Origin of the sequence: Nostoc sp. (assembly GCF_036917975.1) — a bacterium.
In the GTDB taxonomy this organism is placed as follows: domain Bacteria; phylum Cyanobacteriota; class Cyanobacteriia; order Cyanobacteriales; family Nostocaceae; genus Nostoc.
In genome coordinates, this window is record NZ_JBALEJ010000017.1 from 19,921 (window position 1) to 39,299 (window position 19,379).

Genomic DNA, 19,379 nt, shown 5'->3' on the forward strand with positions numbered 1-19,379 from the left:
TTCACTATTCAAATTACTACAAAATGGAGATGAAGGGGCTGCCGACGGCAGCCCCTTCATCTCCATTTAAAATGATTATCATTATTATTGATGGAATAGTTTATTTTCTGGAAGTCCCCTACTGGTGAATTTTCATTCATCATTCATTTGTTAACTCATCCCCTGGCTTAAAACCTTCTGCCTCCTGCCTCCTGTCTTCTGCCTCCTGCCTTCTGCCTCCTGCCTCCTGCCTCCTTCAACGCAATTTACGCTTCGTTTTTGGTCATTGGTCACATTGGATAACATCAGGAGTTGATAACTAGTCTAATTTATTGTTGTAGCTGGGCAAAAGTTCAACTTTTTTTACTTTATATTTAGCCAACTGTGCGCTGCAATGCTTCGATACGTCCATAAGGGCGCTGTGCTGCACCGGACTATTAACCAGGAGACTACAGCAATGATGAAAGCTGAAGATATCATGACCAAAGAGGTAGTTACCATTCGCGGTTCGGCAACTGTTGCTGAAGCGGTGGAGCTGATGAAGGACAAAAGATTACGAGCGTTGGTTGTGGATCGTCGCTATGACAATGATGCTTATGGCATTGTCACAGAAACAGATATTGTCTATAAGGTAACAGCCTACGGTAAAGATCCAAAGCAAGTGCGGGTTTATGAAATTATGAGCAAACCTTGCATTGTTGTCAATCCTGATTTGGGCGTGGAATATGTAGCGCGGTTATTTGCTAACACTGGGATTCATCGCGCACCTGTGATTCAAGGTAAGTTGTTGGGCATCATCTCGATTACCGACATTTTGACCAAAAGCGACTTTGTGGAAGCGCCAAAAGCGCCACTGTTGGAGGAGAGAATTCAAAAAGCAATTGAGCAAGCTCGTGCTATTTGCACCGAACAAGGTGCTTATTCTAAGCCCTGTGCAGCGGCGTGGGATGAGGTAGAAGAACTCCAGGCAGAAGCAGCTCATCAAAAAGCTGAGGGTATGGTATCAGCTAAAGTCTCTTTTGAAGAATACTGCAAGGAAAACCCAGATGCACCGGAATGTCGAAATTATCACCCATAATTGAAGTGCGGGGATAGGGAACTCCAAGAAATAAATTATCCAATATTGTGGGGTGGGCAACATGAGCGCCCAGTCTGGGAGCATCCCAATGAGAGCTTAAATCTTTTCCCTCACCCCCAGCCCCTCTCCCAAAGATGGGAGAGGGGAGACATAATTCTAGTTCCCCGAATCCCATCTTTGGGAGAAGGGGTTAGGGGATGAGGGCTATCAAGGTTTTTGCACATTTGGGATGCTCCCCCCAGTCTATAGGCGGGCGAGACGCCCACCCCACAAGAGTTAATTGAATATTTTTTTATTTGTCAGTCCCATAAGAAGAGATAAGGAAGGAAGCGAACAATTATTATTCTTCCTCATCCCCCACAATTTACCGTCTAGCAACTCGCATCAATAAGAATAGACCTATTCCGAAAAAAAGAAAGTTGGGGAACCAAGCCCCCATAAAGGGAGAGAGGACACCTGCTTGTGCGATCGCACCACTAATAAAGAAAATTAAGTAGTACGAAAATATCACGATGACACTAATCCCAAAGCTGGTACCTCTCCCAGTCCTCTGGGGTATGCTTCCCATCGCTGCGCCTACTAAGCCAAAAACTACGCATACAAAGGGCAGGGAGATTTTTTGGTGAATCCGCACTTCAAGTTTACGAATTTTTTGGCGATCGCCACCAAGATTTTCTACTTCAAGTTGCTGTAGTGCTTCAGAAATATTCATCTCACCATAGTCTCGGCTTTTTTCTGCCAGACTTAAGGGTGTGCGCGGTAGTTGCAGTTGTTGGTGTTCAAATCTAACAATGTTGCGATAAGAGCGATCGGCCGCGACAAAATAGATCGTGCCGTTGTAAAAATCCCAGACATTTTGAGAAGGATTCCACTGGGCAGATTCTGATACCACAATTTGATTCAGACCTTTTGTTGAACGATCTATAATCGTCAACCCTGTCATACGCTTACCATCAAATTGGTCGGCGTAAAACAAGCGCATCAATATCCGATTCTTAGAACCATCCGGTTGGATCGCATCCTGGTATTCAGGATAGAAAATATTTTGCTGTTTTAAAATTGGCTTGTCTGATTTCAGGGCTTTATCCAGAGTCATTGCCGCTTGATAATTTGCTGCTGGTGCAATTTGTTCGTTAAATACAAATGTCAATCCTGTAACCACAAGACTTAACATCACACCAGTTAGCACCATCCGATAGACACTTACGCCACAACCACGCAGGGCAATTAGTTCGCTCTCGCTAGAAAGACGACTGTAGGTCATCAAAGTAGCCAGCAGCGTAGACATGGGGAAGGCTAAAACGATAAAGTTGGGAAATTTTAACAAAAAAACTTGAATAGCAGTGTCTACGGGTAGCCCAGATTCTACGATTTTTCTGATGAGATCAAATACAGCATCAATGGTGACACCAAGTGATGAAAAAGCTCCGACACCAAAGAAAAACGGCGCTAACAATTCGCTAGCAAGGTAGCGATCCATGATCGTAAAAGGCAGCAGCGAATAGGAACTGTTAAAAGACGTGAGTTTCTTTGATATCATAAGCAACTTGAAAAGTTAAATATTAGCAACCCTGGCAAAGTATATCTACTGTATTTAAGTAGGTCGGCGTAAAAATTTGTCGTTGCAATCAGGCAGGAGGCAGGAGAATGTTAGTCAAGTTTATCTTTGCTTCATCTAGTTTGGTTTGATTGTGCAAACTTACTTAGTATGAAAATTAAATTTTCAATAACCAAAAATTAATTCAGAAATTTATGCTGAAGAATAAAAAATCAAAATATTCTTGGAAATTATTAATTAAATAATTGTTAATTTAGGCTTGAAAATTATCCCCTAAATAATATTGCCGCACAAGGGGGTTGCTATAGAGTTCGTCAGCAGTGCCGAAAGCGAGGATTTGTCCCTCACGCATGATGTAGGCGCGATCTGTGATGGCGAGGGTTTCGCGGACATTATGATCTGTAATTAAGATTCCCATACCGCGATCGCGCAGTTGTGCGACAATTTGCTGAATTTCTGAAACTGCGATCGGATCAACTCCCGCAAATGGTTCATCCAAAAATAAAAATTTTGGACCTTCTCGTCCAGCAGCTAAAGACCTTGCTAATTCCGTCCGTCGTCGCTGACCACCAGAAAGTTGAATTCCTTTACTCTTAGCTAATTTTTCCAACCGAAACTCCCCCAGTAAAGTTTTGAGTCGCCCTGACCACTCCCATCGTGGCACATTAGTTTGCTCTAGCACTAACAGAATATTATCCTCTACTGAAAGTTGGCGAAAAACACTTGCTTCTTGTGCTAGATAACCAATACCCAATCGTGCCCTTTTGTCCATTGGCATTCCCGTCACGTCCAGATTACCCAACCAAACTTTTCCTTGATTGGGTTTTTCTAAACCTGTGGCAATGTAAAAGGTCGTCGTTTTACCAGCCCCATTGGGACCTAGTAAACCAACGACTTCGCCCTGAGCAACAGAAAGGTTGACACGATTGACAATTAATCGCTTGCCGTAAGATTTGTGAATATTCTCTAAAACGATTTTCACGCTGGAAGCACCCTTTCTTGGTGGTAAATGCTAATTAGCAGGCTTCAAAGGTGGTGTTTTTGGGGCAGGTGTTGCACTTTGTCCACTATTCTCTGATTCCTGGATCATGTAGATGGACTCTACTTGACGATTGGATTGGGGTAAAGCCACAAATCGCCCTTCATCAATTAAATAGGTTACTTTCTCCGCCCGGATACTGTTACCGCCCTGTTGCAAAATATAGACATTGCCACTGAAATCAATTCGGCGTTCTTTACTAAAATACTGTGCTTGGGCAGATGTTGCCTGAATTTGGCGAGCAGGATACAACATTTGCACATTACCGCGAGCAGTGATTACTTGGTTTTTAGCATCATATTCTTGCACATCAGCGCGGATAGTCAGGGGGCGATTTGCCTCAGCTGTTTGTGCAGTAGCGGTTTGCACTTGGGTAGGGAAGGCAAAAGCGCCCACAAGTGCAGCTGGCAGCATTAAAGCTAATCCAAAGCGACGTATCTGTGATATGGGCAATTGATAGCAGGGCATCATAGCAGTTGGGGATTTAGGATTTCAGCTTGCATTCTAATTATCTCAAGTACTTTATCCAGATATTAAATATACAATCTGGAGTGATTTACGATAACTGCTGGCTGAAATAGTGACGCTACCCCCAACCTCAAGGTTTCAGGAAATCGGCATCTAAGATAATTTAATTTCACCAGATATCTAATCAGTAGCCAGCACAATTCTAGGCAAAGATAAGACTTGATTTTCACCCAGATCGCCAGATGCAATCAAGTCTTGCCCTATTTGTTGTAATGTCGTCAACAACACTGCACTCTGACTCAATAGCTCATCTACGTCAACGCCACTATAACTAGATGGGTAACGGCGTAGGCGATTGCTGCCTTCTCCCAATAGAATTACAGCACCTCGCCAATTCCGATTCTCCAAATGATACAGTGCTACAGCAATTTGCAGAATGCCTTGATAAAAGGATTTTTCCGGTTCACCAGCTTCAATCCACAAAGCCTCTAAAGTGTCATGACAGGCGTAGAACTGACCAGAATTGAACTGTTCTACGCCCTGCCAAAACTCTTGGGGAATGGTTTCGCTCATCCCATACTATCTCGCACTTCTTTGATTGTTTCGAGAGAGATTTCTTGTTTTTCTCCAGCAAACTCATTGTCAGTGGTGAGGAACAACATACAGTGGCACTCTTTGCGTTCTCTCATTGGCACACAAGGACAGTTCCAATATGTGGCATGAACCTCAGCTTCTTTATCTTCGTAATGGCGACAAGGACATAAAGGCGCACCCAGTTCGTCTTTATGTTTGGCTAGTCCTTCAATCACCACTGCGGTGACAGAAGGTTCAGAACAGAAGTATGTTCCAGTACGCTTGGCGTATTGTTCGGAAAAATGCCGCATTGCCTCTAGGCTTTTATCGCTGGATTTTGTGTTATGTTCTGATGTGATCATGTCGCTCATAATTTAAATATTTCTTTGCATTGTACCTCAGCCTCACTAGAGGATTACTGGGTGTATTTCCCCAACCTTACCTGCTCAAATTGTCTTACCTTTGCTCAAAGGCTGATATATCTGGTTGCTGGGATCAGAAAAAATCTAGGAAATCATAAAAGTTTAACTTGCGTGGGGACTGGGGACTGGGGACTCTTTCAAGGGTAGGTATTTAACAAAGTCATGTTTTAGCAGGTAAAATACTTATCTGACTGTGGTCAGCAAAAATATCTAAGGGTGCATCCGGGGGAACACAAGATGCGTAGGTTGGGTTTCACTTCGTTCCACCCAACCTTGGTTAATTCTCACCGATTTACAACCCGAAATTGCGGATGCTTGTTGGTATTCGATGCGCTCTTGGATTGAATGTCTATTTAAAGACGATGAAAGGGAGTAGGGAGTAGGGAAACAAATCAGGCTTAACATCGGGCGGGGTTTCAACCAATATGCGATACAAGGATTTTTTCTCTGACGAGACGCTGTTCGCGTTAGCGCGTAGCGGGACATACCCCTACGGGGATCTTGCTACGACTCCATATCTCTCAAATCACCCTCTCTACTGACTGATTCTTAAATACCTACCCTTGAAAGCCAGTCCCCAGTCCCCATTAAGTTGTTTCAGGGTTTGGTAGATATTTGAGCAAAACACCGCGATCGCCAATTATAAATCCCCGTTCTGGCTCTAAGAACACAATCTTGTACAAATTAGCCGCAACTTCTTCCACTTCACGGTCTTTTTCCCAGGTTTTGCCACCGTCGGCACTCCGTAGTAAATTACCGCTACCGCCACCTATCCAAATTTCATTGGGTGTGCGATATGCCAAATCCAGTAAACCCCAACTTGTAGATAACTCTGGATATTGTGCCTTTTGCCACTCGTCAGGTTTAGTTTCGTCACTAAACTGAATTTGACCTCCTCTAGCTAGTAACCACAATTGCCCATTGTTAGCAAAACCCATGTTTTCTAACCGCCGAGAACTATTGCGGTTATGGGGAACCCAAGCATCCTGCCCCGGTTCCCAAGTCGAGTAGAAGCTACCCTTAGCAGAAACAGCAATATATTTCCCATCAGCAGAACGTTCTAAGTTACGCACCACACCCACTGCTGATTCCACCTGGGCTTTCCAGTTTTTGCCGCCGTCTGTGGTCTTATATATGGCTCCCACATCAGTAGCCATTTCTGCTGTACTGTCTGCCAGTGCTTTAACTGCGATCGGGCTACCTGGTAGCTTTTCGTTCAAAGGAATACGTGACCAAGAAGTACCCTCGTCGGTTGTATGTAGCAAAAGTCCAGGCTCTCCAGCTATCCAGCCTTCTTTTCCTGCAAAGCTTACTGAGTCAAAACGATACTTTTGCTCATCCAGTTGCAGTGTGATTGGTTTCCAGGTATTACCACCATCATTGGTTTCCAACAGGGTGGCATTGCTACCTACTAAGTAGCCATGTTCAGGGTTATCAGTAAAACCTATATCCAATAGATTCGAGTCTGTTGGCACAGAAACGACTTTCCAAGGGTTGTAGCTAACAGAGGGAATTTTGCTACAGCCCATGCATATTACGACTACTATTAACAAGGCAAATATTCGTTGCCAACTTTTCAAAAATGAATGCATCAGTATTTCTTAGTTGTTTCTAAATTTTTTTAGGACTAGGTAGTCAGGATGCTTGACAATCCTGGGTTTTTCATTTTGTTAGCGAGTCCGCGTACCCCTACAGAGAAGCAAGCTACGCGAAGCGTCTCGTAGAGAGCGTCATTTTGAATTGCTTAACAGCTGTTACTGTAAGCCGTAGAGACTGATAAAAAACAAGAAACCAAGAGCCAAAGCACCAAAAATTAGGATATTCTTTTGGGTTGGCGTTAGGTTGTTGACACCCAAACCGTAACCGAGATTTTCTTTGAACCCAGATGCAGTACCGGCAGGGCCGATGTTGGCAAAAGCGGTCTTTTTAGCAGAACAAACTGGACAGCGCCAATTTATAGGCAGTTCAGCAAAGAGTGTCCCGGAAGGAATATCATCCTTGTCGTCTCCCTTCTCAGGTTCGTAAACATAACCGCAGGCGCGACACTCGTAGCGGTCTAACACCGGAGTCTCAACAGCTGGTTCGCTCATGGCTAAGGCCTCGCAGAGAAGAAATCTTAAATATACGTTAAAAATTATGACATAATTGTTAGACTTTTCTATCACTAGCAAAAGCGAATCAAATACCTGAAGTGCGTCTGTTTCCCAGATTTCAGAAAAACCAAACAGATATAATGTAAAAGAAAGTAACGCAGTTGAGGGATTGGGGACTGGGGATTGGGGACTGGGGATTAAAAATAAAGAATTTGGTATTAAGGATAAGGGATTGGAAATTCAGAAGGATTACCCAGTACCCAGTACCCAGTACCTAGTCCCCACTCCCCACTCCCCACTCCCCAATCCCCACTCCCTACTTAAAATACTCCATAAGCGGTAGATACTCATTGTGTTTGTCCTCAGCGGTTACGAGTACCTTCTAGGCTTCTTCATCATCTGTAGCCTAGTACCTGCCTTAGCGCTCTCAGCATCCAAGCTCCTACGACCCAGTAGTTACAGCCCAGAACGGCGCACCACCTACGAATCTGGCATGGAACCCATTGGGGGAGCCTGGATTCAGTTCAACATCCGCTACTACATGTTTGCTCTGGTCTTCGTCGTCTTTGATGTGGAGACTGTTTTCTTGTATCCTTGGGCGGTAGCTTTCCACCGTTTGGGGCTATTGGCATTTATTGAAGCGCTAGTCTTTATTGCAATTCTTGTAGTCGCTTTAGTTTACGCATGGCGTAAAGGAGCTTTGGAATGGTCTTGAATTCTAACTTAACAACCCAGGACAAAGAACGAATCATCAACCCCATTGAGCGGACTACAATCACTCAAGACCTTTCAGAAAACGTCATTTTGACGACGGTTGATGACCTCTATGACTGGGCGCGGCTTTCTAGTCTGTGGCCGTTACTATTTGGTACTGCTTGCTGCTTTATTGAGTTTGCAGCTTTAATTGGTTCCCGATTTGACTTTGACCGTTTTGGGCTAATTCCCCGTTCTAGCCCCCGCCAAGCTGATTTAATCATTACGGCAGGGACTATTACGATGAAGATGGCTCCTCAATTGGTGCGTCTTTATGAACAAATGCCAGAGCCGAAGTATGTAATTGCGATGGGAGCCTGTACAATTACTGGCGGAATGTTCAGTGTTGATTCTCCTACAGCAGTGCGCGGAGTCGATAAACTGATTCCTGTGGATGTGTATTTGCCTGGTTGTCCTCCCCGTCCAGAAGCAATTATCGACGCAATTATTAAGCTGCGGAAGAAAATCTCTAATGAATCGATGCAAGAGCGGTATAAAATTAAGCAAACCCACCGCTACTACAGCACGACTCATAATTTGAAGCCAGTGGAGGAAATCTTAACTGGTAAGTATTTGCAGTCAGAAACTCGCTATGCACCACCGAAAGAATTGGCGGAAGCGATTGGTTTACCAGTACCACCTGCACTGCTGAAAGAATTGGCACAAAAGGAGGAACAAACCCGTGGCTGAAGAAGAATCTATTCCAGTAGCAGCAGCCAAAGAAGATTCATTGGTACAAGCCGGTAAAGTTTCCCAGTGGTTGACGGAAAATGGCTTTGACCATGAGTTTTTGGCACCAGATAAAAATGGTGTAGAGATAATTAAGGTGGAGGCAGATTTTTTACTTCCCACCGCTACAGCCCTTTATGCCTACGGGTTTAATTATCTCCAGTTTCAAGGTGGTGTTGACCTTGGGCCAGGACAGGAATTGGTGAGTGTGTATCACTTGATTAAAGTGGGTGATAATAGCGATCGCCCCGAAGAAGTTCGAGTTAAGGTATTCTTACCACGGGAAAACCCCGTAGTGCCTTCTGTGTACTGGATTTGGAAGACCGCAGATTGGCAAGAACGCGAGTCTTACGATATGTACGGCATTATCTACGAAGGACACCCAAATCTCAAGCGAATTTTGATGCCGGAAGATTGGGTAGGTTGGCCTTTGCGGAAGGATTATATCTCGCCTGATTTCTACGAGTTGCAAGACGCTTATTAGAGATTGCTGAATTTCACCATTAATTAACCCCTTTCCGGTGACGGAGAGGGGTTATGTTTTTGGTGTTTTCATGTCAAGTTGGTTGACATGATTTGCTGTAATTCATTGACTGTATTTACAGTTTTAATTGCCTGCTGAATTGCTTTTAATTTTTGCAAATCCGTAATTTGAGAGATTATCGGCATCAATTCTAAACCTTGATTGCCAAACTTAATTTCTAATGCTAATTCAATTCCTGAATACAACTCTTCTTTTCTTCCTCGCAGTTCTCCGCGTGCTTCTCCGCGTGCTTCTCCTCGTTCTTCCCCTTTGCTAAAAATTTCTTGATACCAAGGCGACTGCTCTAAAAGTGCCATATCCCACCTCAGAATTTGTTGAACTATTGCACTATCTAATACAAAGGTAGCAAAAAATCCTAATACTGTTTCTAGTTGATTCAATTGTTCATCTGCACGTAATATTCGTAATGCGTCCCGAATTGTAGACTCGTTATCACCTCCTTTGAGGATGGGTACAAATGGAAGTAGTGATGGTAATGGTTGTGCAAAGGCAATGTTTACATCAACTTCCCACAGGTTAATGACACGGTAATCTTGAATAGCACGTAAACCAGCAATATTTGATGCATAACTTGTCGGTATTTCAGCATCACTTGCCTTGAGGATATTAATTAGTACTGGGTAGGTGTGCAAATTATATTTTTCTTCTGCAAGTGCTGTGTATGCACGCATCCTACGCGGCATTTCTGGTTTATAGCGCAGTTGTAATTCGTTAAGAACGAGAAATTTTCCATACTGGGGACTTTCGACACGGATTAAAACATCACTTTCTCGACTTATCCACTGAAATTCTGAGTTGAGAATTTCGCCAGCAACAATATCAGGAATTTGTGTTACCCATTTTACCCAGTTATCAGGTGCAAGGCTGATTAAGCGTTTGGTGCTGACATCGGCAGGTTTGATCATGGGGTTGTAAATGCACTGAAAGTTATCAAATAATTGTACTTAAGACTGGATTACAGATATTCAGATTTTTGATTGGATTACTTAGAGTCCTGTTTTTAACGCAAAGGGAAACGCGGAGGTTCGCAAAGGAGATGTCTAACATGTTCTGTGAAATTTCTTAGGAATCGGAATCACTGTCTCTACCGTTGTATCTATATTTGTGGGACAATTTAATCTAAATTTGTGGGACAATTTAATCTAAATATTTAAAGTAATATGTCAGAAACACCCCAAGACGATCGCATTTGGATTGTGACGGATGAAGTGCCGCAAATATCGATTCCTGATGGTGCTAAAGGCGTGAGTATTAATAGAGGCAGTTGGGGAGAGGAAACTATCAGGGAAAGCACTGGTAGCAAAGAGGTAGGAGATGCCGTTAAGGTTAGCGCTCAAACATTAGAGCAAAATATGACTCACTTTCTCAAAGTAGTGGGAAGTTTGTTTAGTCAAGCTGAACAGCAAGCAAAAGTCAACTCCAAAATGCAGCTAGATGAAATTGAGCTATCGGTAGAAATTAGTGCAGATGGGGAAGTTAAATTAATTGGCAGTGGTGTCAAAGCTGGGAGTAAAGGAGCAATTAAGCTGAAGTTCAAGCGCCAAGAACCAGGGTGAAATGGCAAAAAATTGGGCGATCGCAATTGGTATTAACCAGTATGATTATCTGCAACCGCTAAACTATGCCAAGCGGGATGCACTGTTAATGCAAGAGTTTCTGGCCAATGAAGCCGGATTTGAGCGGATATTCTTCTTCTCTGATGACTCTCCTCATGTTGACGGAAAATCGACTCGCCCAACTCGCACTAACTTACTGCGAGTTTTGCGACAGTTATTTGACAATCCCTTTATGGGAGCAGGGGATAATTTCTGGTTTTTCTTCAGTGGGCATGGGATAAGATACGCTGACCGTGATTATCTCATGCCCTGTGATGGCGATCCAGAGGATATTGAAAACACGGCAATAGCGATTAACTTTGTGAGTGAACGCCTGCGTCGCTGCGGTGCTGATAATGTTGTCTTGATTCTGGATGCTTGTCGCAATGAAGGCAAAAAAACAGGTGAAGGAATTGGGCGACAAACCGCAGAAGAAGCACGTCAACAAGGATTTATCAGCATTTTTTCCTGTATTCCCCAAGAGTATTCTTATGAAATTAATGCTTTACAACAAGGTGCTTTTACCAGGGCATTACTAGAAGGGTTAGGAATTCAAGGTAAATGCGCTACTGTTGAACGATTGGAGCAATATCTCAAGTTTCGTGTGCCTGAATTGGTTCGCCAGCATAAGAATACAAAGCAAACGCCTTATGTGATTGCTGAACCTGTGAATAAATCTCACCTAATACTTGTGCCACGATATGCAACGCTAGCGGATATTGCCACTTTAAAAAATGATGCTTATCGCGCTCAGAGTAAAAGAGACTTTGATTTAGCCAAACAACTCTGGATTAGGGTACTAGCTGCGGCTTCAGGGCAAGATATGGAAGCTATAGAAGCCTTGGAAGAAATTGCTCGGTTGCGAAATAGTTCTGCAATTCCTGATTTACCTCAGCAAACAATTCCACAAGTATCTAAGTCAGCCACAAATACACCTATAAGTAAACCTCCTCAAATTCCAACTCCTAAACCAACCTCATCATCCCCGATTAATAATACTCAGACTTCTGGTGCGGAAAAATTTGCAACATCAAGAATTCCAACACCTTCAACAACTTCTTCGCCATCAAACCTAATATTACCTAACTGGTCACGACGACGTGTAATTCAAACTGCTGGGTTTGCAACTGCTGCAGTCGGTTTAACAATTGTAGTACCACGTTTTTGGCCAACCAAGCCTAGCGTAAATTCAGCAGAAACCAGTACCTCTCAGACAACTGAACCTAGCCTAAAAAGCTTTCAATTTGAAGTGGTTACAGTGAATGCAAAAGCAAATATCACCAACCGCCGTAATGAGGAAGCGAAATATTTTGAAGAAAATTTAGGAAATGGTGTCACCTTGAAAATGGTGGAGATACCAGGGGAAACCTTTATGATGGGTTCACTGGAAGGGGAAGCACAGAAATATGAAAATGAAAGTCCACTGCATCAAGTAACAGTTCCTAAGTTTTTCATGGGGAAATATGCAGTTACCCAGGCACAGTATCAAGAAATTATGGGTAGTAATCCTTCTAATTTCAAAGGTGAGAAACGACCTGTAGAACAAGTTAGTTGGGATGAGGCGGTAGAGTTTTGTGAAAAGTTGAGTCAGAAGACAGGAAAAACCTACAGGCTACCCAGTGAAGCCGAATGGGAATATGCTTGTCGTGCGGGGACAACTACACCGTTTTATTTTGGTGAAACGATTACCACAGATTTAGTTAACTACGACGGTAATTCTCCTTACGGCTCTGCACCAAAGGGCGAATATCGTGAACAAACAACAGATGTAGGAAAATTTCCGCCTAACTCTTTCGGTTTATACGATATGCATGGTAATGTATGGGAATGGTGTCTAGATGTATATAATGACAATTACCAGGGTGCGCCAAAAGATGGTAATCCGTGGCTGACTGGTAAAGATAATAACATAAGGCTGCTGCGTGGCGGTAGTTGGATCGGCGTTGCCGGGGATTGCCGTTCTGCGGCTCGCTCTTGGGTCGCGCGCGCGGGTCGTAACTTCAATGTTGGTTTTCGCGTGGTGGCGGTGGCTGTGGCGTGAGGATTCCTTGCTCTTTACCCTCTTCCCCTTTTCCCATCTGCACTTCTTATTCTTTTCCCTTCTTCACCCTCCGCCTCTGGCGGATAAAATTTTTTTCGAGAAGTGGTGTATTGATATCAAAACTATTATACACTACATTTAATCAAATTTCTCACTTAGGTGAGAGTTTGAGCATGGGGCAGGTCGATTTTAGCTGCTGCGTGGCGGTAGTTGGATCAACAATGCCAGGAATTGCCGTTCTGCCAATCGCAATAGGAACGCGCGCGCGAATCGTAACAACAATGTTGGTTTTCGCGTGGTGGCGGTGGCTGTGGCGTGAGTACTCCCCAAAGTCAGAGTTGATAAATGGGAATTTATCGAGCGTACATCAGGGAGTCCAGACCTGAACCAGCGAGGAAGGCGACAACCTCCGAATATAAAACCGAGTCGGATAGCTTGGTAGGTTGCAAAACCGAACAGTTGTTCGACTCAATTAATTTTGCGAGATTCCCGACTTTTTCCAAAAATAATTCGCACGCACCAAGCCCCTACACCCCTAATGAATCCCATCACCACGCCCCTGTGTCCTATTTTTGTGCCGCACCAACGGGAAGAGGTTCACCGAGAACTTTGGCGAATCTTTCTAAATAGTAGTCCACAGGATTTGCAACTGCTTTAATTGAGGAGCGATCGCTTACCAGATTCCACCATGCTTGCAACTGGGGTGTTTCTGTTGGTAGTGTGAATTTGCGGAAGTGTTCTAAGAGTGGTAAACGTTCAAACCAGGGATAGAAACTGATATCAACAAGGCTAAACCGATCTCCTAATAAGTAATCACCTTTGCCTAACCCTTCTTGTTCAATATATAAGAGCGCTTCTGTGAACTCTTTTCTTCCTTGTTCCTGTTCTTGGCTATCTTTACCGCGCAGGAATTTGTTAAAAGCTGGGACAAAGCGAGTATTGGCGTAATCTATCCAAATGCGAGCGATCGCTTTTGCAGCAGGATCGCTAGGTAACAATGGTGGTTCTGGAAAAACCTCCTCTAGATATTCATTAATAACGGCGGACTCGTAAATTTCAATATCCCCATGTTTGATCGCCGGAACTTTACCATAGCGCGAAATCTGCGTGTACTCATCTGGCTTGTTCTGTAAGTCAATTTCTATCGGGGTGAAATCAATGCCTTTTTCCAGTAAGACTACACGAGTACGTTGAGAGAAGGTAGAGGCTTGGGCGAAGTACAGTTGTATGTTACTCATGAAATCTTTTCCTTGCAATTATTGTGAATGCAGACTATTTGAAATTGCACAACTCCAACTCAAGCAATAAGACAAAAGTTGAGATGTGTTAATTAGTACATTTAAATAATTTACTGGCAGGTATCTACATCAGCTTAGATGACATACTCCAGCTTGTCGGTCGATTTACCGGACTTTTAATAGTCTACAGTCTTTATGAAAATATGTATAGCAATACCTTCGCCAAAAAAACGCTAAAAGCGTAGCTTGCTTCCCTGAAAGGGTATTCTGACTCCTGACTCCTGAATTCTGTTCGATAATAGACCTCTTGCTGTGCGAAAGTTTGAGCCAGGGGTAGTTCATAGTAAATTTGGGTCAATTCCTTGTTGTTGTAATCTAGCTAAAAGTTCTTGAAGCTGCTGCTGAGTTTGTTCTAACTGTTGGTGCTGTTGTGCATTTATCTCTTCTGGAGTTTGGTATCTATTACCATCTTGGTCATACCAAAACAGCCATTCTCGTGTTCTTCCTTGATAAGTGCCCTGTTCTCGTCCAATCCCTAAACCAATTTCTGGCATCCAAATTTTATCGCCGGGTTGTAAAATATACTTACCTTCAACTAAGCGATAAACTTCTAAACGTTGACGCTTACGACGTAGCCGCATTGGTGCATAAATGACGTAATATAAAATGCCTAATTGAGCATAATCTATTTTCTTTTGTTCATATTCCCCATTGTAGGTTTGAGAAACCACCTCTAAAGCTAAAATGGGCGTAATCCCTTCTTCTTCCCAGAAAACGTAACTAGAACGTCCGTTTTCTCCAACAAAACGTTCAACACCTAAACTCAAAAACCCATCGGGGACTATAGCCGGTTGTAATGGTGTATAGTAAATCCCCATGTTGATACCGAAAAACCAGTCATCACGGTTGTGCCAAATCGAAGCTAAGATGGCTAACAATAAATTAGGAATTAATATTTGTAGTTCGTTATCCACAGGAGTATCATCAGAATCTGGTAATTCCGCCGATGAAGGTAGGCAGTCTAAGGGATTGTAATTATACATAATACTTGGTGGTTGACAGTTATCAGTTAACTTGCTGTTGTTTAAATTTAGGCGGCTCACAACCATTTTTATTTTTCTTTCTTTTGCCTTTTTACTTTTTACTTTTGCCTTGTTCGGTGAACCAATGAATCTGTATTTCCCTGACAAATCCATGCTCCCCAGTAAAAGGGATGTTCTAATGGTGTGTCTTTTTCTTGACAATCAATTCTAGTCTTGACTGATAACTCTTTGACCGCTAAAAGTTCCTTTAGCACTTCCAGACCCAAAGCTGATTCGCGCAATTGCTTAACTGTAATTCTACGTATATAATTCTGAGCAGAATGTAACGCCTCAGACCGACTCATACCAGACTGCAAGTTATCAAAAAAACGCTCCATCAGTAAGGCAGTTACTTTGTCAGGAACAGACCATAGGCTCATCACCAGAGTTTTTGCACCCGCCACTGCAAAAGCACGCCGCAACCCAAATACACCTTCGCCAATTTTAATATCACCTCTGGCGGTATCGCAGGCAGAAAGAACCGTCAATTCATTCGCCCACAAATCTAAACTGGCAATATCTTGGGCAAAAACAAAGCCTTTACCTGCTGCTTGAGGAAGTCTCCCACCAGCAAGCCTTGTATTAGCACCCGCTAACGCCAGCCCAGAACGCAACATAGGATTTTCTACCTTGGTTGTTCGCAGACCTTCCATGTTTAATAGGTTGCGCCTGTTAGTGACTGGTTGCGCCTGGGAATCGCTTTGGAATAAGCCATGAGTTGCAATTAGCATGATACTAGGACACTCGCTACTTGTCAGGCGGGTTTCTAGTGCTTCTGCGCCTAAGTATAATTTGGCATCGGGCAGTTTTTTCGCTACACTTTCCCCCAAAAACCTTGTCCCTGGAGCGCGAAGCAAGCCTTTTTCTGTGAGATGATCGTTTAACTGAAGACTCCGGACATCGAGCATGAAATTTTTTTCCCAGTCCCCAGTTCCCGATCGCCAATCCCCAGTCCCCAATAAATCAAAATCAGGATCGGCAATGATTAATGGTGCCGAAATAAAACCTGTTGGTAGCTGAACTTTGCTACGGAGAATTTCTCGCCCGACACCCAGATAACTAATGGTATACTCATCCATTAATAGACGTGAGCCTGTGGCATCAATCGGCAATATCTGAAACGGCACTAAGTTTAAATTACCATCGGGTGCAATAATTAGATGCCTACAATCTTTCACTAAGTCCCGGATGGGGTCGAACAGTGCTTGACTCAGTTGCATCGCATCTGTGGGATTGTATGATTTGATATGCAGCTTTGGTGCGTCACTACCTTTACCCCAAGCTAATGTCGGGTGGGTGTAGTCAGATGCTTGTAAGCGAAAGGCTTGAATCAGTTCATCGATGGATGCGCTTGCCCCTAAATCTACCATCTGCACGGCATCTGATTCTCCGCCTGTTAAAATAAATGCTAAATACCGAGCTGGATGCCATTGTGTTTCTCCATTGGCCGAAATTGCCTGAAAATCGAATAAGTCGAAGCGGACAAACTCGACCAAAATAGAGTTAGGCGGTAATGCTGCGGCGTAGACGCGAAGCGGCTTGTCGTCAGACATCGCCTCACGGTCGAAAGTTTGCTGTGATAGCTGAATTTCTGGAACTTGTGCCGCTAATTGTTTTTGTAAGTTGTTATGTCTGTTTTGCAGTTGTCTCAAATTATCTTGGTATGTAGCTAAGTCATCTGTTTTGGGAACTGCAAAAGTGAGATGGATAATTTGATTGCTCAAATCGCGCAGTTGACGGAATTTTTCTGTCAGTTGCGGGTAGCGACCATTGTAAAATGCTTCATTTTGAGCCGCCAGCGCTGAGGCGGTTAAGGCTTTACGTTTGAGAACAAAATCTAAGGCTGCAAGTTTTGCTTTATCTGAGTCAGCAAGATGGTTGCAGACTAGGGAAAGAAATAAGTCAAAGTTATTGCGAATTTTCTGGAGGAAGGACAGGCGATCGCTTTCGGAACTAAAAGCGAATATATTACGAATAATCTTGTCATTAATGTTACTGGCTTCGATGCGATGAGATAAAGCTTCATCTGGGCGGTTAGTCGCAGCTAACACTGTTGCGAGATTATTTAAGCTAAATGCAACATCAGGATGTTCATCTCCCAACAGGCGTTTTCTCATTGCCAAAGTTTCGACATACTTCTGTTGTGCTTCTTCATAGCGCCCCAGCGAAAAGTATAACTCTCCCAGATTATTCAGACTATTAGCGATTTGTGGGTGTGATTCTCCTAGTAATGACTTTCTCAGTCTCAATGTTTCTAAATGGAGTTCTTCTGCTTGTTGATAACGCCCTTGAAAATCATAAATAACCGCTAAGTTATTCATCGTACTTGCTACTTGTGGGTGTTCGTCACCAAAGGCACTTTTAACAATAGCTAAGGCTGATAAAAATAATGACTCTGCTTCTTGATATTTAAATTGAGCATGATATAATGCTGCTAAATTATTAAGAATCGCTGCTACGAATGGATGTCGTTCTCCTAAAATATTTTTGGTCATTGCCAAAGATTCTAGATGCAGTTGTTCCGATTCAGAATATCGTCCTTGTAACCGATAAATAACTGCTATCTGGTTGAAAGTCAAGGCAATATCAGGATGCTCATTACCTAATAGATTTTTTTGAATTTCTAGAGCTGATAAATATTTTTGTTCGGCTTGAGAATAATTGCCTTGTTCTTCATAAAGTCCAGCCAGATTGTTTAAAGTACCAGCGATTACGGGATGCTCTTTTCCAAGTGAGCTTTCCAGGATTGGGAATACTTCTAAATAGAGTTTTTCAGCTTCTAAGTATCGCCCTTGATAAGTGTAAATTACTGCCAGGATTTTTAAGCTATCAACAATATCAAACTCCTCAGAACTGAACAGTTGTTTTCTCAAAGAATAAGCTTCTAGAGCCTTTTGTTCAGCTGATAAATAACGCCCTTGAATCAGATAAAGTTCTGCTAAATTATCCAAGCTGCTAGCAATATCGGGATGTTCATCACCTAGCAAGCGTTTTCTCATCGCTAAGGCTTCTAGATATTTTTGCTCTGATTCTAGGTAACGCCCCTGTTCTTGATAAGTTCCACCCAGATTACTGAAGGTAGATGCGATATATGGATGTTCTGAACCTAATATTTCTTTCCATCTGTCTAAAACAGCTAAATGCAGTTGTTCTGCTTCTTGATAACGTCCTTGAACATCGTACAATCTGGCCAAATTATTCAGGCTAATAGTAATATCAGGATGTAACTCTTCAAACAAGCGTCTTTTCATCACCAAGGTTTCTAAGTGAATTTTTTCTGCTTCTTTATAGCGTCTAAGGGATGTGTAAATCGCTCCTAAATTAGTCAAAGTTTGAGCAATGTCTGGATGTTCATCGCCAAACAGACGTTTTCGCATTGTTAAAACTTCTAAATGTACTTGTTCAGCTTTGAGATATTTTCCTTGTTCTCGATAAATCTCTGCCAGATTATTTAAATTAGTCGCAATTTGAAAATGTTCTGCTCCAAAAATACTTTTCCAAAGTTCCAGGGATTCTAAAAAATATTTTTCGGCTTGTGAGTAATTCCCTTGTGAATGGTAGAGTACTGCCAGATTATTTAAAGATTGTGCAACATCAGGATGTTCTGAACCTAAGAGACTTTTTCTAATAGTTAACGCTTGTAAATACAAGGGATTGGCTTCTAAATAACATCCTTGTATTCGATATAATTCTGCTAAGTTATTCAAGCTATCACAATATTCTGAATGCTCAGTTAGCTGCTGGCTTGACCCTAAGTTGACAGCTTGTTGGGCAATAATTATTGCTTGCTTGCTTGAAGTTTCCTTGTCCAGCAAGTTGCACAACCTGTAAGTTAAGTTGATTTAATTTTTCTAAGAGTTTTTTCATCTGCTAGTTCCAGATGCTGGTATATTTTTTAGTTTTGACTTTTCAATCAATCAATCAATCAATCAATTACTTATTTTACCTAAAATTGTTCATCATCAGTTTCCATCCCCGTGAGGGGTAAAGGAATTAAAACATTTTATCTTTGTTTCCTAGTGAACCTGGCAGTTCTTCTGGTTTCCATCCCCGTGAGGGGTAAAGGAATTAAAACAGGTGTCGGTGTGAACCTGTTACTTGAACCACTTGATGGCAGTAACTGCCACGAAGTGCTTCCACAAGGGCACTGCCATGAAGTGCTTCCACAAAGGAAAGAAAGTATAAAG

The 19,379-nt window shown here is 42.7% G+C and carries 18 protein-coding genes; 7 read left to right on the forward strand and 11 right to left on the reverse strand.

Going from position 1 to position 19,379, the window contains the following annotated elements:
• The first annotated feature begins 436 nt into the window (after positions 1 to 436).
• Positions 437 to 1,057 (forward strand): CP12 domain-containing protein, encoded by a 621-nt coding sequence (locus tag V7K76_RS06405; RefSeq protein ID WP_334780384.1) that lies wholly within the window; start codon positions 437 to 439, stop codon positions 1,055 to 1,057.
• 364 nt (positions 1,058 to 1,421) lie between these two features.
• On the opposite strand, the gene V7K76_RS06410 is transcribed toward V7K76_RS06405, so the two are convergent.
• The 7 genes from V7K76_RS06410 to V7K76_RS06440 form a co-directional block, all read right to left on the reverse strand.
• Positions 1,422 to 2,537 (reverse strand): LptF/LptG family permease, encoded by a 1,116-nt coding sequence (locus tag V7K76_RS06410; RefSeq protein ID WP_334780383.1) that lies wholly within the window; start codon positions 2,535 to 2,537, stop codon positions 1,422 to 1,424.
• 331 nt (positions 2,538 to 2,868) lie between these two features.
• Entirely contained in the window at positions 2,869 to 3,597 is a 729-nt protein-coding gene (lptB, locus tag V7K76_RS06415) for an LPS export ABC transporter ATP-binding protein (protein ID WP_334780381.1), read from the reverse strand.
• Positions 3,598 to 3,627: 30 nt separating this feature from the next.
• Positions 3,628 to 4,125, reverse strand: a complete 498-nt coding sequence (locus tag V7K76_RS06420) for an LptA/OstA family protein (protein WP_334780380.1) — start codon at positions 4,123 to 4,125, stop codon at positions 3,628 to 3,630.
• Positions 4,126 to 4,302: 177 nt separating this feature from the next.
• The gene (locus tag V7K76_RS06425; protein WP_334780379.1) at positions 4,303 to 4,695 is read right to left on the reverse strand and encodes a DUF309 domain-containing protein; all 393 of its coding nucleotides are present in this window, start codon (positions 4,693 to 4,695) and stop codon (positions 4,303 to 4,305) included.
• On the reverse strand, positions 4,692 to 5,057 hold the full coding sequence (locus V7K76_RS06430; protein ID WP_334780409.1) for a ferredoxin thioredoxin reductase catalytic beta subunit: 366 nt from the start codon (positions 5,055 to 5,057) through the stop codon (positions 4,692 to 4,694). The genes V7K76_RS06425 and V7K76_RS06430 overlap by 4 nt, the downstream gene beginning before the upstream one ends.
• Before the next feature lie 647 nt (positions 5,058 to 5,704).
• On the reverse strand, positions 5,705 to 6,709 hold the full coding sequence (locus V7K76_RS06435; protein WP_334780378.1) for a photosynthesis system II assembly factor Ycf48: 1,005 nt from the start codon (positions 6,707 to 6,709) through the stop codon (positions 5,705 to 5,707).
• A gap of 162 nt (positions 6,710 to 6,871) precedes the next feature.
• Positions 6,872 to 7,207: a rubredoxin gene (locus tag V7K76_RS06440; protein WP_334780377.1), complete on the reverse strand. Its 336-nt coding sequence runs from the start codon at positions 7,205 to 7,207 to the stop codon at positions 6,872 to 6,874.
• Positions 7,208 to 7,562: 355 nt separating this feature from the next.
• On the opposite strand from V7K76_RS06440, the gene ndhC reads away from it, so the two are divergent.
• From ndhC to V7K76_RS06455, 3 genes are read left to right on the forward strand one after another with little or no spacing between them, the layout of a single operon-like run.
• Positions 7,563 to 7,925 carry a photosynthetic/respiratory NAD(P)H-quinone oxidoreductase subunit C gene (gene ndhC / locus V7K76_RS06445; RefSeq protein WP_104908259.1) on the forward strand — a complete coding sequence of 121 codons (363 nt, stop codon included), beginning with the start codon at positions 7,563 to 7,565 and terminating at the stop codon, positions 7,923 to 7,925.
• A complete protein-coding gene (ndhK, locus tag V7K76_RS06450) occupies positions 7,916 to 8,653 on the forward strand; it encodes a photosynthetic/respiratory NAD(P)H-quinone oxidoreductase subunit K (RefSeq protein ID WP_334780376.1) in 738 nt (245 codons plus the stop codon). The genes ndhC and ndhK overlap by 10 nt, the downstream gene beginning before the upstream one ends.
• Entirely contained in the window at positions 8,646 to 9,176 is a 531-nt protein-coding gene (locus tag V7K76_RS06455) for an NAD(P)H-quinone oxidoreductase subunit J (protein WP_334780375.1), read from the forward strand. The genes ndhK and V7K76_RS06455 overlap by 8 nt, the downstream gene beginning before the upstream one ends.
• A gap of 68 nt (positions 9,177 to 9,244) precedes the next feature.
• Here V7K76_RS06455 and V7K76_RS06460 read toward each other — a convergent pair whose 3' ends face one another.
• Positions 9,245 to 10,141 (reverse strand): Rpn family recombination-promoting nuclease/putative transposase, encoded by an 897-nt coding sequence (locus V7K76_RS06460; RefSeq protein ID WP_334780374.1) that lies wholly within the window; start codon positions 10,139 to 10,141, stop codon positions 9,245 to 9,247.
• Between the two features lie 255 nt (positions 10,142 to 10,396).
• On the opposite strand from V7K76_RS06460, the gene V7K76_RS06465 reads away from it, so the two are divergent.
• The 3 genes from V7K76_RS06465 (at position 10,397) to V7K76_RS06475 (ending at position 13,191) form a co-directional block, all read left to right on the forward strand.
• Complete coding sequence (locus tag V7K76_RS06465; RefSeq protein WP_334780373.1) at positions 10,397 to 10,792, forward strand: Pepco domain-containing protein; 396 nt, start codon at positions 10,397 to 10,399, stop codon at positions 10,790 to 10,792.
• 1 nt (position 10,793) lies between these two features.
• Complete coding sequence (locus tag V7K76_RS06470) at positions 10,794 to 12,872, forward strand: SUMF1/EgtB/PvdO family nonheme iron enzyme (RefSeq protein ID WP_334780372.1); 2,079 nt, start codon at positions 10,794 to 10,796, stop codon at positions 12,870 to 12,872.
• A gap of 196 nt (positions 12,873 to 13,068) precedes the next feature.
• Entirely contained in the window at positions 13,069 to 13,191 is a 123-nt protein-coding gene (locus tag V7K76_RS06475) for an SUMF1/EgtB/PvdO family nonheme iron enzyme (RefSeq protein WP_269454149.1), read from the forward strand.
• Between the two features lie 247 nt (positions 13,192 to 13,438).
• On the opposite strand, the gene V7K76_RS06480 is transcribed toward V7K76_RS06475, so the two are convergent.
• The 3 genes from V7K76_RS06480 to V7K76_RS06490 form a co-directional block, all read right to left on the reverse strand.
• On the reverse strand, positions 13,439 to 14,110 hold the full coding sequence (locus V7K76_RS06480) for a glutathione S-transferase family protein (RefSeq protein WP_334780371.1): 672 nt from the start codon (positions 14,108 to 14,110) through the stop codon (positions 13,439 to 13,441).
• A gap of 338 nt (positions 14,111 to 14,448) precedes the next feature.
• Positions 14,449 to 15,153 (reverse strand): Uma2 family endonuclease, encoded by a 705-nt coding sequence (locus V7K76_RS06485; RefSeq protein WP_334780408.1) that lies wholly within the window; start codon positions 15,151 to 15,153, stop codon positions 14,449 to 14,451.
• 98 nt (positions 15,154 to 15,251) lie between these two features.
• Positions 15,252 to 19,007, reverse strand: coding sequence for a tetratricopeptide repeat protein (locus V7K76_RS06490; RefSeq protein ID WP_334780370.1), 3,756 nt, complete (start codon positions 19,005 to 19,007; stop codon positions 15,252 to 15,254).
• Positions 19,008 to 19,379 lie beyond the last annotated feature (372 nt).

Excerpts from the sequence above, each read along its gene's own strand:
- V7K76_RS06435 (WP_334780378.1), bottom strand. The coding sequence starts at position 6,709 with ATGCATTCATTTTTGAAAAGTTGGCAACGAATATTTGCCTTGTTAATA.
- V7K76_RS06410 (WP_334780383.1), bottom strand. The coding sequence starts at position 2,537 with ATGGATCGCTACCTTGCTAGCGAATTGTTAGCGCCGTTTTTCTTTGGT.
- V7K76_RS06470 (WP_334780372.1), top strand. The coding sequence starts at position 10,794 with ATGGCAAAAAATTGGGCGATCGCAATTGGTATTAACCAGTATGATTAT.
- V7K76_RS06420 (WP_334780380.1), bottom strand. The coding sequence starts at position 4,125 with ATGATGCCCTGCTATCAATTGCCCATATCACAGATACGTCGCTTTGGA.
- V7K76_RS06480 (WP_334780371.1), bottom strand. The coding sequence starts at position 14,110 with ATGAGTAACATACAACTGTACTTCGCCCAAGCCTCTACCTTCTCTCAA.
- V7K76_RS06405 (WP_334780384.1), top strand. The coding sequence starts at position 437 with ATGATGAAAGCTGAAGATATCATGACCAAAGAGGTAGTTACCATTCGC.
- V7K76_RS06460 (WP_334780374.1), bottom strand. The coding sequence starts at position 10,141 with ATGATCAAACCTGCCGATGTCAGCACCAAACGCTTAATCAGCCTTGCA.
- V7K76_RS06440 (WP_334780377.1), bottom strand. The coding sequence starts at position 7,207 with ATGAGCGAACCAGCTGTTGAGACTCCGGTGTTAGACCGCTACGAGTGT.
- ndhK (WP_334780376.1), top strand. The coding sequence starts at position 7,916 with ATGGTCTTGAATTCTAACTTAACAACCCAGGACAAAGAACGAATCATC.
- V7K76_RS06485 (WP_334780408.1), bottom strand. The coding sequence starts at position 15,153 with ATGTATAATTACAATCCCTTAGACTGCCTACCTTCATCGGCGGAATTA.
- V7K76_RS06465 (WP_334780373.1), top strand. The coding sequence starts at position 10,397 with ATGTCAGAAACACCCCAAGACGATCGCATTTGGATTGTGACGGATGAA.
- V7K76_RS06430 (WP_334780409.1), bottom strand. The coding sequence starts at position 5,057 with ATGATCACATCAGAACATAACACAAAATCCAGCGATAAAAGCCTAGAG.
- V7K76_RS06425 (WP_334780379.1), bottom strand. The coding sequence starts at position 4,695 with ATGAGCGAAACCATTCCCCAAGAGTTTTGGCAGGGCGTAGAACAGTTC.